General features: G+C 63.1%; 14 protein-coding genes. 11 read left to right on the top strand and 3 right to left on the bottom strand.

Annotated elements, in window-relative coordinates; genetic code table 11:
- Positions 1 to 49 precede the first annotated feature (49 nt).
- From rplS to QQL76_RS15695, 6 genes are all read left to right on the top strand, one after another.
- Positions 50 to 562, top strand: a complete 513-nt coding sequence (gene rplS, locus QQL76_RS15720; protein WP_126007589.1) for a 50S ribosomal protein L19 — start codon at positions 50 to 52, stop codon at positions 560 to 562.
- 145 nt (positions 563 to 707) lie between these two features.
- Positions 708 to 1,511 carry a type 2 periplasmic-binding domain-containing protein gene (locus tag QQL76_RS15715; protein ID WP_499208455.1) on the top strand — a complete coding sequence of 268 codons (804 nt, stop codon included), beginning with the start codon at positions 708 to 710 and terminating at the stop codon, positions 1,509 to 1,511.
- Positions 1,512 to 1,564: 53 nt separating this feature from the next.
- Positions 1,565 to 2,419 carry an amino acid ABC transporter permease gene (locus QQL76_RS15710; protein ID WP_499208454.1) on the top strand — a complete coding sequence of 285 codons (855 nt, stop codon included), beginning with the start codon at positions 1,565 to 1,567 and terminating at the stop codon, positions 2,417 to 2,419.
- A gap of 35 nt (positions 2,420 to 2,454) precedes the next feature.
- Positions 2,455 to 2,607 carry a hypothetical protein gene (locus QQL76_RS15705; RefSeq protein ID WP_164527765.1) on the top strand — a complete coding sequence of 51 codons (153 nt, stop codon included), beginning with the start codon at positions 2,455 to 2,457 and terminating at the stop codon, positions 2,605 to 2,607.
- A gap of 69 nt (positions 2,608 to 2,676) precedes the next feature.
- Positions 2,677 to 4,086, top strand: a complete 1,410-nt coding sequence (gene leuC, locus QQL76_RS15700) for a 3-isopropylmalate dehydratase large subunit (RefSeq protein WP_499208453.1) — start codon at positions 2,677 to 2,679, stop codon at positions 4,084 to 4,086.
- Between the two features lie 106 nt (positions 4,087 to 4,192).
- A complete protein-coding gene (locus QQL76_RS15695; protein WP_499208452.1) occupies positions 4,193 to 5,443 on the top strand; it encodes a GGDEF domain-containing protein in 1,251 nt (416 codons plus the stop codon).
- Here the strand turns inward: QQL76_RS15695 and QQL76_RS15690 are convergent, their stop codons facing one another.
- The 3 genes from QQL76_RS15690 to QQL76_RS15680 form a co-directional block, all read right to left on the bottom strand.
- On the bottom strand, positions 5,444 to 6,307 hold the full coding sequence (locus QQL76_RS15690; protein WP_499208451.1) for a COG3904 family protein: 864 nt from the start codon (positions 6,305 to 6,307) through the stop codon (positions 5,444 to 5,446).
- Between the two features lie 4 nt (positions 6,308 to 6,311).
- Entirely contained in the window at positions 6,312 to 7,670 is a 1,359-nt protein-coding gene (locus tag QQL76_RS15685) for a hypothetical protein (RefSeq protein WP_499208450.1), read from the bottom strand.
- A 126-nt stretch (positions 7,671 to 7,796) separates the two neighbouring features.
- The gene (locus QQL76_RS15680; RefSeq protein WP_126007603.1) at positions 7,797 to 8,276 is read right to left on the bottom strand and encodes a hypothetical protein; all 480 of its coding nucleotides are present in this window, start codon (positions 8,274 to 8,276) and stop codon (positions 7,797 to 7,799) included.
- 339 nt (positions 8,277 to 8,615) lie between these two features.
- Between QQL76_RS15680 and sdhC the strand changes: the two genes are divergently transcribed.
- Genes sdhC through QQL76_RS15655 form a run of 5 tightly spaced genes read left to right on the top strand, consistent with a single transcriptional unit; the run spans position 8,616 to position 13,146 of the window.
- Entirely contained in the window at positions 8,616 to 9,017 is a 402-nt protein-coding gene (gene sdhC / locus QQL76_RS15675; RefSeq protein ID WP_499208449.1) for a succinate dehydrogenase, cytochrome b556 subunit, read from the top strand.
- A 9-nt stretch (positions 9,018 to 9,026) separates the two neighbouring features.
- Entirely contained in the window at positions 9,027 to 9,407 is a 381-nt protein-coding gene (gene sdhD, locus QQL76_RS15670) for a succinate dehydrogenase, hydrophobic membrane anchor protein (protein WP_499208448.1), read from the top strand.
- Positions 9,408 to 9,414: 7 nt separating this feature from the next.
- Entirely contained in the window at positions 9,415 to 11,265 is a 1,851-nt protein-coding gene (sdhA, locus tag QQL76_RS15665) for a succinate dehydrogenase flavoprotein subunit (protein ID WP_126007609.1), read from the top strand.
- 15 nt (positions 11,266 to 11,280) lie between these two features.
- The gene (locus QQL76_RS15660; protein WP_404863439.1) at positions 11,281 to 12,060 is read left to right on the top strand and encodes a succinate dehydrogenase iron-sulfur subunit; all 780 of its coding nucleotides are present in this window, start codon (positions 11,281 to 11,283) and stop codon (positions 12,058 to 12,060) included.
- Positions 12,061 to 12,066: 6 nt separating this feature from the next.
- The gene (locus QQL76_RS15655) at positions 12,067 to 13,146 is read left to right on the top strand and encodes a glycosyltransferase family 4 protein (RefSeq protein ID WP_499208447.1); all 1,080 of its coding nucleotides are present in this window, start codon (positions 12,067 to 12,069) and stop codon (positions 13,144 to 13,146) included.
- Positions 13,147 to 13,180: the final 34 nt, after the last annotated feature.

The following is a 13,180-nucleotide window of genomic DNA, read 5'->3' as shown; positions in this document are numbered from 1 at the left end:
GGGTCACGCAAGCGCTCTGGCAGTTTCAGAAGAACGAAAGGTCATCATCATGGATATCATCCGTGAACTGGAAGCCGAGCAGGCAGCCAAGATCGAAGCGACACGCAAGCTTCCCGAATTCTCCCCCGGCGACACGGTCCGCGTCATGGTGCGCGTGACGGAAGGTACGCGTACGCGCGTGCAGGCCTATGAAGGCGTCGTCATCGCTCGCTCCGGCGGCGGCATCCATGAGAACTTCACGGTTCGCAAGATTTCCTACGGCGAAGGCGTCGAGCGCGTATTCCCGGTCTATTCGCCGCTGGTCGAAGCGGTCGAAGTCGTGCGCCGCGGCAAGGTCCGTCGCGCCAAGCTCTATTACCTGCGCGATCGTCGCGGCAAGTCGGCCCGTATCGTCGAGAACACCGGCACGCGCGCCCGCAAGCTGAACGACGCCGAGCGCCAGTCGGCTGCCGATGAGAAGGCACGTCTGGAAGCGGAAAAGGTTGCTGCAGCCGAGGCTCTGGCCAAGGAAAAGGCCGCCGAAGACGCAGCGAAGAACGACGCACCGGCTGCAGCCGAATAAGCGTCCGTTCGACACGATCGGATTTCGAAAATGGCGGCCGTCGGTCGCCATTTTCATTTGGGCGTCAAAGCACGGAAAAGCGGTTGCTTGCTTCGCCGCTTGGCGCCGCTAGGATGCGTCGATCGACCGTCTCAGGAGCAAGACCATGACCCGTTCCAAACTGATCGGCAGCCTCGCCGCCATCGCCTCTGTCCTTGCTCTGCCTCTTGGCGTTGAAGCGCAGGAACTGCCCGATCTCGGTGGCCGGTCGATTGTGGTCGTCACGGAAAACGCCTATCCGCCGCTGCAGTTCGTCGATCCGATGTCGGGCGATGCGATCGGCTGGGAATATGACGCCGTCGCCGAGATCGCCGCGCGGCTGAACCTGACCGTGACCTACCAGAACACCAGCTGGGATGCGATGATCCAGGCCGTGTCGGACGGACAGTACGACATGGGCATGACCGGGATCACGATCACCGAGGAACGCGCACAGCTCGTCGATTTTTCCGATCCCTACATGCGCTCGGAAATGTTCATGCTGGTGCGGGCCGACGAAGACCGCTTCACGGATGCTGCGAGCTTCGCCGCTTTCGAAGACGGGCTGGTCGGCGCTCAGTCCGGGACGACGCCGTTCTACGTGGCGGTTTATGACGTTCTCGACGGCAACGAGCAGAACCCGCGCATCCGGCTTTTCGAGACGTTCGGCGCGTCGGTGCAGGCGCTGAACACCGGTGACGTCGATCTCGTTCTCACCGATGGAACGGCCGGCCGCGGCTATGTGAATGCCTCGAACGGCGCGCTGAAGCTCATCGGCGATCCTCTCGGCACCGAGGATTTCGGCTTCATCTTCCCGAAAGGCTCCGACCTCGTCGCGCCGATCAACGCGGCGATCGCGTCCATGCGGGCTGACGGCACGCTGGAGACGCTCACGACGAAGTGGTTCCTCGACTACGAACTGGGCAACTGACACTTGCCGCATCGTTGGAGTAACGGCCCGAGCGACGGGCAGGGCGCTGCCTGATGGCCCATGGCGGAGCGCCGGCGGGCGACAAGGATTTTCCGTACTGGCTGGTTGCAGCAGGTGCGCTCGCCATCGCCATTGCGGTGCTGATCGCGTCGAACGATCTCTACTCGCAAGTTCTGACGATCGTCTCGCGCGGGCTCTGGATCACCATCTTCGTGACGATCGTGGCGTTTGCGCTGGCGACGCTGCTCGGGCTCGGACTTGCGCTCATGGCGCTGTCCGGATCGGTCGCGCTGCGCCAGATCTCGCGGTTCTATGTCGAGATCATCCGGGGCGTGCCGGTTCTGGTACTGCTGTTCTACATCGCCTTCGTCGGCGCGCCGGCTTTCGTCGTTGCCTGGAATGCCGTGACGACACCGCTCAGGGAAGCCGGGCTTGTCGGTGAACTGCTGGTGCGGGACGTGTCGCTGCTCTGGCGCGCGATCATCGCGCTGACGATCGGTTATTCGGCCTTCATCGCGGAAGTGTTTCGGGCCGGCATCCAGTCGGTCGATCCCGGCCAGGTGGAGGCGGCAAAGGCACTTGGGCTCGGTCGCTGGCACCGGTTCCGGCTTGTCATCCTGCCGCAGGCGATCCGCACCATCCTTCCGCCGCTCGGCAACGACTTCGTGGCGATGGTCAAGGATTCTTCGCTTGTTTCGGTGCTCGGCGTCGCTGATCTCACGCAGATGGGCAAGGTCTACGCCTCAGGATCGTTTCGCTTCTTCGAGACCTATTCGATCGTAGCCTATCTCTATCTCTTGCTGACGGTCGGCCTTTCGATCGCTCTGAGGGCGCTGGAGCGGCGGTTGCGCCGCTCGACGGGCCAGCCGGAGGATCGGCGCGGCGGCTGGCGTTCGAAGCCCCACTGATTGCCTCATCCGCCGAAGATTGGTATGAGCGGCGCATGAATTTCGATCGGCCAGAGACGACAGAGCGCTTTAGTGGGAAAATGCGTTTTCCGACGACGCTCAGCTTCGCGCCTCTGCACGATCACAAGCGTCTGCCCGGCCGCTTTCATGCGCGGCTGACCGGCGCCGACGGCAGCGATATCGGCTGATTCCAGTCGCCGCCGGTTTTACGGCGCAATGCTGCCCATCCCCTTTTTCAGTTTTGACGGATGAACACCATGTCCAAGCCCACGACGCTTTATGACAAGATCTGGAACGACCATCTGGTCGACGAACAGCCCGATGGCACCTGCCTGCTCTATATCGACCGCCACCTCGTCCACGAAGTGACGAGCCCGCAGGCTTTCGAAGGCCTTCGCATGACTGGCCGCAAGGTGCGCCAGCCGGAAAAGACGCTGGCCGTCGTCGACCACAACGTGCCGACCACGCCGGACCGCGCGCTCGGCATCAAGAACGAGGAAAGCCGCATCCAGGTGGAGGCGCTTGCCAAAAACGCGGCCGATTTCGGCGTCGAGTATTATGATGCCGCCGACATCCGCCAGGGCATCGTGCATATCGTCGGCCCCGAGCAGGGCTTCACGCTGCCCGGCACGACCATCGTCTGCGGCGACAGCCACACCTCCACCCATGGTGCTTTCGGTGCGCTGGCGCACGGCATCGGCACGTCGGAAGTCGAGCATGTGCTCGCTACACAGACGCTGATCCAAAAAAAGGCCAAGAACATGCTGGTGCGCGTCGACGGGCAATTGCCCGAGGGCGTGACGGCGAAGGACATCATCCTTGCCATCATCGGCGAGATCGGCACCGCCGGCGGCACGGGCCACGTCATCGAGTTTGCCGGCGAAGCGATCCGCTCGCTCTCCATGGAAGGCCGCATGACCGTCTGCAACATGACGATCGAAGGTGGCGCCCGCGCCGGCCTCATCGCGCCGGACGAGAAGACCTTCGCCTATATCAAGGATCGCCCGCGCTCGCCCAAGGGCATGGCCTGGGACATGGCGCTTGAGTACTGGAAGACGCTGAAGACCGATGAAGGCGCCCATTTCGATCGCGTCGTCACGCTCGATGCGGCCAGCCTGCCGCCGATCGTCTCTTGGGGTTCCTCGCCCGAAGACGTCATCTCGGTGACCGGTGCGGTGCCGAACCCCGACGAGATCGAGGACGAGAACAAGCGCATCTCCAAGTGGCGCGCACTGGAATATATGGGCCTGACGCCGGGCACCAAGATCACCGGTATCAAGCTCGACCGCGTGTTCATCGGATCGTGCACCAACGGCCGCATCGAAGATCTGCGCGCAGCCGCAAAGGTCGTTGAAGGCCGCAAGGTCGCCAGCACCGTTGAAGCCATGGTCGTGCCGGGATCCGGCCTCGTCAAACAGCAGGCAGAGCAGGAAGGCCTCGACAAGATCTTCCTCGACGCAGGCTTCGAGTGGCGCGAGCCCGGCTGCTCCATGTGCCTTGCGATGAACGATGACCGGCTGAAGCCCGGCGAGCGGTGCGCGTCCACCTCGAACCGGAATTTCGAAGGCCGCCAGGGCTTCAAGGGCCGGACCCACCTCGTTTCGCCGGCCATGGCAGCAGCGGCGGCGATCGCAGGCCACTTCGTCGACATCCGCGACTGGAACTGAATTCGACATCCGCGGCCCGTTCTGAGACGGGTCGCGGATGTTGGCGTTTACTTCGCCTTAGCCTGACGGGCGTAAGCTTCGCGTCATTCACTCGGGGAATGAGTTTTTGGGCGCGTCTCTACTTCTGGCCATCAATGTCGCGCTCGGCGTCGCCATCATGGTCTCGTTTCTCGCCTTCGGGCTGTTCGATCGCAATCAGAAGCCAGCATTGTGGTGGTTTGCGGCCTGTATTGCCGGCGTCGCGTCCGGTCTGATCGAGTATTCGATGCCACCGCTGGAATACACGGCGATCGCCCGCTTTGCGATCTATGCCTGTTTCGCGGTCTGCCTTTCCTGCATCTCCATCGGGTTGTGGCTGCGCTATTTGCGCCGTGTGCCGGTGCTACCGATGACCATCGTCTTCATGGCGGCCATTGTCAGCTACGCCCTCATCTCCGAACTCCCGCGCAGTTCACTTCTGCGCGCCTTTGTCTACCAGGGGTCCTATAGCGCCATCGCTCTTGTTGGGGTTTTCGCCGTGTGGAGAGGCATGGACCGCAACGCGCTCGATCGCACTCTCTTGGCGGCGATGCTGCTTTTTGCGCTGAACTTCCTGATGAAACCACCGATCATGGTCTTGCTCGGGGGAAACGGCGGCGTCGCGCAGGATTATCTTGCGACCGACTACGCAATGGTCAGCCAGACCATGATGGCGATCGTGACCATTCTGCTGGCTTTCGCGCTTGGACTTCGCACGATGGCCGATATCCTCGGCACCATCCAGAAGCGCTCTGACATCGATCGCCTGTCGGGCGCGCTGACCCGCGACGCCTTTCACCGGGAGGTGTCGCGCAGCCTCTGGCAAGCGGACCGAGAGCGCACGCCGAAGGCGCTGATCCTGTGCGACCTCGATCATTTCAAGCTGGTCAACGACACGTTCGGCCACCAGGTCGGCGATCTCGTCATCGCACAGTTCGGAGCCCTGCTGGAAAGCTTCCGGCGGCCTGGCGACGTCGTGGGCCGGATCGGAGGCGAAGAGTTCTGCATTCTCCTGTCGCGCTGCGACGAGGGAACGGCACGGCTTTTTGCGGAGCAGCTGCGGTCGACGTTCGAATCGCTGGATGCGACGGGCGGACGTTCCGCGCGCCGTTGCACGGCAAGTTTCGGGGTCACGGAGATGCGACCCGCAGAAGCGTTCGAGGCTGCGTTCTCGCGCGTCGACAAGGCGCTTTATGAAGCCAAGAGCGCTGGGCGCAACTGTGTTCGCTTTGCGCGACCAGACATCGAGGATCAAGACGCAACGGTTGGCGGGGCAGTGGAGCCCGACGCTCTGCAGAAGAGGCGGAGCTTTCGCGTCGTCGGCCGGACGCAGGGCTGATCAGTGATCGATCGCCTCGGCGGTGGCCGTTGCTGTGACCAGGTCGTATTCCAGAAGTTCCTCCGGGCTCAGATAATAGAGCCGGTCGGGCGGTGTATCCAGGGCATGAAGCCAAAGGCCCTGGTCGATGCCCATCGCTGCGAGATGGCGGCTGACGCGTGCCGTTACGTTCTGGGCGCGCGACATGGCCTCGGCTGAAGAGACGGCACCGTCGCTGACGCCATAGACCTGATGGACCCCAATGACCGCTTCAGGCCCTGCGCTCCGCTCCACACCACCGGCCATGACCAAAGGGCAGGACGAGGCGCAGAGATCGCCGCTTTCGACGCGTGTCGAGAATTCATTGTCGCGGATGATCTGAGACATCCGCAACGCGTCATCGACCGAGCCGCCGGGCGAATTGAGGACGATCGTCGTCACATACTCGCCGCGGGCAGCAACTTCTGTCTCGAAGCGCGCGGCTGCACCCGGGTCGATCGCTCCCTGCACGCGCAACACGCCGCCCCCGATCAGGTCGAAACTGGCCGCGTTTTTCAAGATGTCCGGATCGGTTGTGATCTGGTGCGGCGGGGCCGGGGCCTCACCATCGCTGAGCGCAGGAGGCAGCATCGTTTCCCGCGAGGCCGGTGAGATCGGCGCGTCCGGCGTACCGTCGCGCAATTCGCCGAGATCGAGCGCCAGAACCACGACCGAGCCGAGCAGGATCAGCCGGAAGGCCCATCCGAGCACGATGCCGTCATCCAGCCTATCAGCCAGCGAAAGGCGTGGCTTGTCGGAAGGGGCCACGCTGCTGGCGTCATTGCTGTTGGCCGGATCCAAGTCCTTTTCGGGAAGTTGCGCGCTCAGGCGCGCCGGCGCTGCCATGGCGTCAGCTGCCTTCCTTGCGGGTGCGGGGATTTGCGGCCTGCACGATCGGCATGATCTTGTCGCTCACCCGCGACGGTGCACCGGTCTGGGCCTCGGGGCGCTCTGTCACCTCGCGTGCGGCTGCTGGCGCCGGCACGTTTTCCTCCTGGTCGGCTTCCGGTTCCGGGGCCGACGGAATGGCTGAAAGCGCCCTGTGCACTTCCATTGCGGCGATCAGATCCGCCGCGCTGACGCGCTCCGCATAGGGCAGGCGCCGCTCCGCATCGCGCAGGACGGCATGGGCGACCGCGAGCATGAGAACGAGCACGGATGGCAACAGGTCGATCGAGATCGCACCGGCCCAGCTTGGAATGAAATCGCCGGCGTAGCGCAGCACGGCTTCCGCGCTCGACATCGGCACGAAGCGGCGTTCGGCGACAGGCTCGCGCGCCAGGATGTCGTCGGCGGCCTGCGACAGAACGAGCGACTGGGCGGCGACGGACTCCTGAATGGAGCCCATCACACGGTCCTGGCGATCGACAAGGCCGAGATCCCGGCCGTCGGCGATCGGTGCGATGAAGCCCAGGGAGAGATCTTCTGCCGCACGTTTGACGGAGGGCGCGACCGACGTTTGCTCCATGGCGGAAATCACGCCGGCCAGCATGACCGCGTTTTCCGCAAACGAATCGGCACGCGGCTCGATCGCGCCGCTGGCGGACACCAGGCTGCGCATGGCAACGAGATGCTGCTGCCCGGTTTCGAACAGCGTCTGCGCCTCCTCGCGCGACGACGCGATGCTGCCTTCAAGTTCACGGAGCTGGCTCGACATCTGGCTCAGAAGTTGAACGACGCTTCCGGATCCGGATGTGCCGGTGAGCGCTCCGCTTTCGCGTTCCTGCCCGGCCAGACGGGCAAAGCGTTCGGAGGCGAGCTGGATGTCGGGCAAAAGACTCTGCGCCGCGAGGGCATTTTCGTGAGCGCGATCAAGGTCGGATGTATAGTCCTGGAGGGTGACGGCGAGGTGCTGCTCGAGCGCCGCCGAACCGGCCAGAGCGGCCGCGTTCAACCAGGACGACATCGCGATGATCATCACGCTGCCGAGCGCCATCACGCCGAGAAGAGCTGCGCGTGCCGATGCGCTCGCCACATGCGGAAAGAGCCGCATCAAATAGGTCCAGAAGGCGTAGATGCCGACGGACACGGCCGCGGAGTAGATGATGGCGGCAAAGAAGACGATGGTGGCCGTTCCATCCAGAAGGCCACGCACGCCGAGATAGGTGTAGACGCCGCTGGCCAGCGCCAATGTCGCCAGCGCGAACCGCGTCATCGTTTCCAGCTTGCCGAGCGAATCTCGCAGCTGTGTGACCAAAGCACCTGACATCAACATCCAACCCCGACGATAATGGGTGCCCAGTCTCTGCCGAAACGGGACGAATTCAAGGCCACTTCGCAACGACGGCGCGGCAGCTCATCACGGTTTAGTCAGAGCGACCCGCCGCGCGCCGGCTCACTGTGGTCGGATCACACAGACGCCGGCTTCGTCCGAACAGGCCGAGTTGCCGCTTGCCGGGCTCACGACCTTGGGACCGGCCGACAGAGGTTCGAGGCTCTCAAGCCGGGAGCGATCCGTGTCGCGACGGTCGATGTAGTAGTAATTGCCGTTGCCGCGATCCCGGTAACCGGAAACGTTGCCAGTAAACGTGCCGCCGCGCGGCGACGAACCGTACCGGTCACGGCGGTCTCTGTCGGCACGGTGCGAGCGGTCGCGTTCGCCCCAGCGCCGATGATAGTCGCGGTCGCCGTCGCGGCGGCCATATCGGTGGTCACGATCGTGACTGCGGCTTCGGCTGAGATCGGGGTTGAAGCGGCTATTCAACCCTTGCGGGCTGGCGAGATCGGATTGCGCATGCGCGATCGTCGCCGGCGTTGCTGCAAATGCGAGAACCGCTGCCAATGCCGCTGACAGAATTCGCAAACGCTGAGACATGTCGAACTCCTCGAAATCGGCCACCCGAAAGCCCTTGGAGGACTGAAGATGGCGTCGTGAGGGCATAATGTCACGCCTGCGGCTCCGAATTGTTACAATATCGTTAAGACTGCAACTGCGAGAGCCGGCCTTCCACAAAGTGTTGACAATCCGTTGGCTGTTTCAATCGATTAACCGCAAGTCTCTGATTTTTCGAGCATTCGGGTCGCCATATTTTGGCTAAAGTGCAACAAACGCGCTTTGACGCGCTGCACATAACAGATTAAAACGCTTCCAAACTATCAAAGAGCCGCTTCCCGCTTCGGCCTTTTGCGCCCGGGGAAACGTGATGAGGTCATAATGGCAAGCGCGACAGGAACGAAGCGAGAGCGCCCGCTTTCGCCGCATCTCACGATCTATCGACCCTACCCGACCATGGTGATGTCGATCGTCCATCGTATCACCGGTGGCGCGCTCTATGTGGGCACCTTCTTCGTGGCGTGGTGGCTGGTGGCAGCAGCCTCCGGTGAGGCCTATTTCAACTGGGTGAACGGCATTCTGGGCTCGGTGCTCGGCCTCATCGTGCTCTTCGGCTACACTTGGGTGCTGGTTCATCACATGGCCGGCGGCATTCGCCATCTCGTGTGGGATACCGGCCGCGGGCTTGAGAAAGAGACCTCGACCACATTCGCCTGGGTCACGCTCGCCGCATCCGCATCGCTCACCGTGATCATCTGGATCGCGGTCTTTATCGTTCGCTAGGAGGCGTCCATGTCCTTGCGCACCCCACTCGGCAGAGTTCGCGGCCTTGGCTCCGCCCGTGAAGGCACGGAGCACTTCTGGCGCCAGCGCCTGACCGCGGTCGCCAACGTTCCGCTGATCGTCTTCTTCGTCGTCTTCCTCGTTGCCCATGCCGGCGCACCTTACGCGGAGGTGACGGCATCATTGTCCAATCCGATCGTCGCCGTGCTCATGGGCATGGTTCTCGTCTCGGCGCTCATTCACATGCGCATCGGTATGCAGGTGATCATCGAGGACTATATCCACGGCGAAGGCGCCAAGGTGGCGCTGCTGATGCTCAACACATTCTTCACCGTGCTGGTCGGCGCATTGTCGATCTTTGCGGTTCTCAAGCTCGGCTTTGGAGGCTGAACGCTCAATGGGTCAGACAAACGGACATGCGGCACCGGGCCAGAACGGCCGTGCCTATGAATTCGTCGATCACGCATTCGATGTCGTCGTCGTCGGTGCCGGTGGCGCCGGATTGCGTGCAACACTGGGCATGGCGGAGCAGGGGCTGAAAACTGCCTGCATCACCAAGGTGTTTCCGACGCGCTCGCACACGGTCGCGGCGCAAGGCGGCATCGCGGCCAGCCTGCGCAACATGACGCCGGACAGCTGGCAGTGGCACATGTACGACACCGTCAAGGGCTCCGACTGGCTCGGCGACGTCGACGCCATGCAGTATCTCGCCATGGAAGCGCCGAAGGCGGTCTATGAGCTCGAGCATTACGGCGTGCCCTTCTCCCGCACGGAAGACGGTCGCATCTACCAGCGTCCATTCGGCGGCCACATGCAGAACTTCGGCGAAGGCCCTCCCGTGCAGCGCACCTGTGCAGCAGCCGACCGCACCGGCCACGCCATTCTGCATACGCTCTACGGCCAGTCGCTGAAGAACAACGCGGAGTTCTTCATCGAGTATTTCGCGATCGATCTGATCATGTCGGACGATGGCCAGTGCACGGGCGTGATTGCCTGGAACCTGGACGACGGCACGATCCACCGCTTCGCGGCCAAGATGGTCGTGCTCGCCACCGGCGGCTATGGCCGCTCCTATTTCTCGGCCACCTCTGCCCACACCTGCACCGGTGACGGCAACGGGATGATCGCACGTGCTGGCCTGCCGCTGCAGGACATGGAGTTCGTGCAGTTCCACCCGACCGGCATCTACGGCGCGGGCTGCCTCATCACCGAGGGCGCACGCGGCGAAGGCGGCTATCTGGTCAACGGCGAAGGCGAGCGTTTCATGGAGCGCTATGCTCCGTCGGCCAAGGATCTTGCCTCGCGCGACGTCGTCTCGCGCTGCATGACGATGGAGATCCGTGAAGGCCGCGGCGTCGGCAAGAACAAGGATCACATCTATCTGCATCTCGACCATCTGGATCCGGCCGTTCTTCACGAGCGCCTGCCGGGCATTTCGGAAAGCGCGAAGATCTTCGCCGGCGTCGACGTGACCCGCGAACCGATCCCGGTTCTGCCAACCGTTCACTACAATATGGGCGGCATCCCCACGAACTATTGGGGCGAGGTGCTGAACGCCAATTCGGAGAACCCGGAGCGGCTGGCACCGGGCCTGATGGCTGTCGGCGAGGCTGGCTGCGCGTCGGTTCACGGGGCAAACCGTCTTGGTTCGAACTCGCTGATCGACCTCGTCGTCTTCGGTCGTGCCGCCGCGATCCGCGCCGGACAGATCATCGACCGCGACAGTGCGATCCCGTCGATCAACGAGGCGCAGTCCGAGCGCATCATGGATCGCTTCGACAGGCTGCGTCACGCTAACGGCTCGTCGCCGACGGCCGAGGTTCGCGGCACGATGCAGCGTATCATGCAGGAAGACGCCGCCGTTTTCCGCACGCAGGAATCGCTGGAATCGGGCTGCAAGCGCATGAGCCAGCTCTGGGGCGCGCTCGGCGACCTCAAGGTCACCGACCGGTCGATGATCTGGAATTCGGATCTCGTGGAAACGCTCGAGCTCGAAAACCTCATGGCGTGCTCGATCACGACGGTCTACGGCGCGGAAGCCCGCAAGGAAAGCCGCGGCGCCCATGCCCGTGAAGACTACAAGGACGGCCCGCTCGGCGGCCGCGACGACGAAAACTGGCGCAAGCATACGCTCGCCTGGGTCGATGACAGCGGTGGCATTAAGCTCGACTATCGCCCCGTGCATACGGAGCTGATCGCCGAAGGCATCGCGATGGAGAAGATCGCGCCGAAGGCGCGCGTCTACTGATCAGGAAAAGCCAACATGGTTGAACTCGCACTCCCCAAGAACTCGCAGATTTCCGAAGGCAAGACCTGGCCGAAGCCGGCGGGCGCCGGGAATCTTCGCGAGTACAAGGTTTATCGCTGGTCGCCGGACGACGACGCCAATCCGCGCATCGACACCTATTACGTCGATGTCGACGATTGCGGACCGATGGTTCTCGACGCGCTGCTGTGGATCAAGAACAAGATTGACCCGACGCTGACGCTGCGCCGTTCCTGCCGCGAGGGCATCTGCGGCTCGTGCGCGATGAACATCGACGGCACGAACACGCTTGCTTGCACCAAGGGCGCCGACGACATCAACGGTGCCGTCAAGATCTATCCGCTGCCGCACCTGCCGGTCGTCAAGGATCTTGTGCCCGACCTCACGACCTTCTATGCCCAGCACAGGTCGATCGAGCCGTGGCTGAAGACGGTTTCGCCGACGCCGGCCAAGGAATGGAAGCAGAGCAAGGACGACCGGGCGAAGCTCGACGGCCTTTACGAATGCATCCTGTGCGCCTGCTGCTCGACCTCCTGCCCGAGCTACTGGTGGAACGGGGATCGTTACCTCGGCCCCGCCGTGCTTCTGCAGGCCTATCGCTGGCTGATCGACAGCCGGGACGAAGCGACCGGCGAGCGTTTGGACAATCTGGAAGACCCCTTCCGTCTGTATCGTTGCCACACGATCATGAACTGCGCTCAGACCTGCCCGAAAGGCCTGAACCCGGCGAAGGCGATCGCCGAAATCAAGAAGATGATGGTGGAGCGGAGGGTCTAGCAACCCGTGAGGGTTCTGACACTCAACAGGGCTCGATCGAGACTGAATCTCTCGATCGAGCCGATCCTCGAGCAGCGCGGCGTGGAGTTTCACCACATCGCGCTTGACGATGTGCAGCGTCCCAGCGGCAGCAAGATCTCTCAAAAGCTCCAGAGCTATTTTTCGCGCCAGGCCATCCGGTCAATTCGTGCCGCCGTCGACGAATTTCGGCCCGATCTCGTGCATGTCATGGCCGGCCGATCCACGGCGCTGCTCGCCGTGCAGGCGCTGCGCTCGCGGCCGGACATCCCCATTGTTCTCTATCATGGCGCGATCGGCGGGTTGAACGTCGCGAGCCCCATCGAATGGGCAACCTACTTCAACAGCCGCATCGCCAAGATCGCTGTGCCGTCGCATGCATTGGTGAACAATTGGCTGGGGCGGCCATTGCTCGGCAAGCTGATCGGAGCCGACAGGCTCTCAGTGCTGCCGCATCCTGTCGAAGTGCCGGAGCGGCTCGACGATGAGGCGCGCGCAAGGCTGCGCGCTGCTTTCGGCTTGAAACCGGACGACATCGTCATCGGCTCCGTCTGCAGCATCAGGCCCGTGAAGAATTTGGAATTCCTGGCGCGGGTCGTGCGCGACCTCGGTTCACCTTACAAACTGCTGATCATCGGGGGTGGTGACGCCGGCGAGATCCAGGCACTGGAAGAGATCGGCGGTGACAGCATCGACGTTGCGGGCTTTCGTCCGGGCGCAGCGAAGCTGATGCCGATCTTCGATATCTACGCGACCCCGACGCGACCGGCCGGCGAATCCTTCGGCCTGGCGCCGGCGGAAGCCATGGCGGCTGGCGTTCCGGTCCTAACGATGAATTACGGGGGCACCGCGGAGATCGTCGAACACGGCGTATCGGGCTTCTCGCTGACCGCGGATCCTGCAGACTGGGCGGCATCCATTGTGCAGCTGCAAGACCCGGACGTCAGGCGCAGGATGGGTGAGGCGGCGCGGGAGCGGATCCAACAACGCTTCTCGCCCGAGATCATCGCGGATGTCTGCGAGGAGCTCTATAGGCTCGTGTCCGCTCGAAACGCAGTTCACACGTGAAAAAGCCGCCGGCCGGAGGGCCGACGGCTTAGGT

Source organism: Rhizobium albus, from assembly GCA_030160035.1.
GTDB classification, from domain to species: Bacteria; Pseudomonadota; Alphaproteobacteria; order Rhizobiales; family Rhizobiaceae; genus Georhizobium; species Georhizobium albus.
Note: the sequence above shows the minus strand (reverse complement) of the source record. Positions and strands in the feature narration are given on the sequence as shown.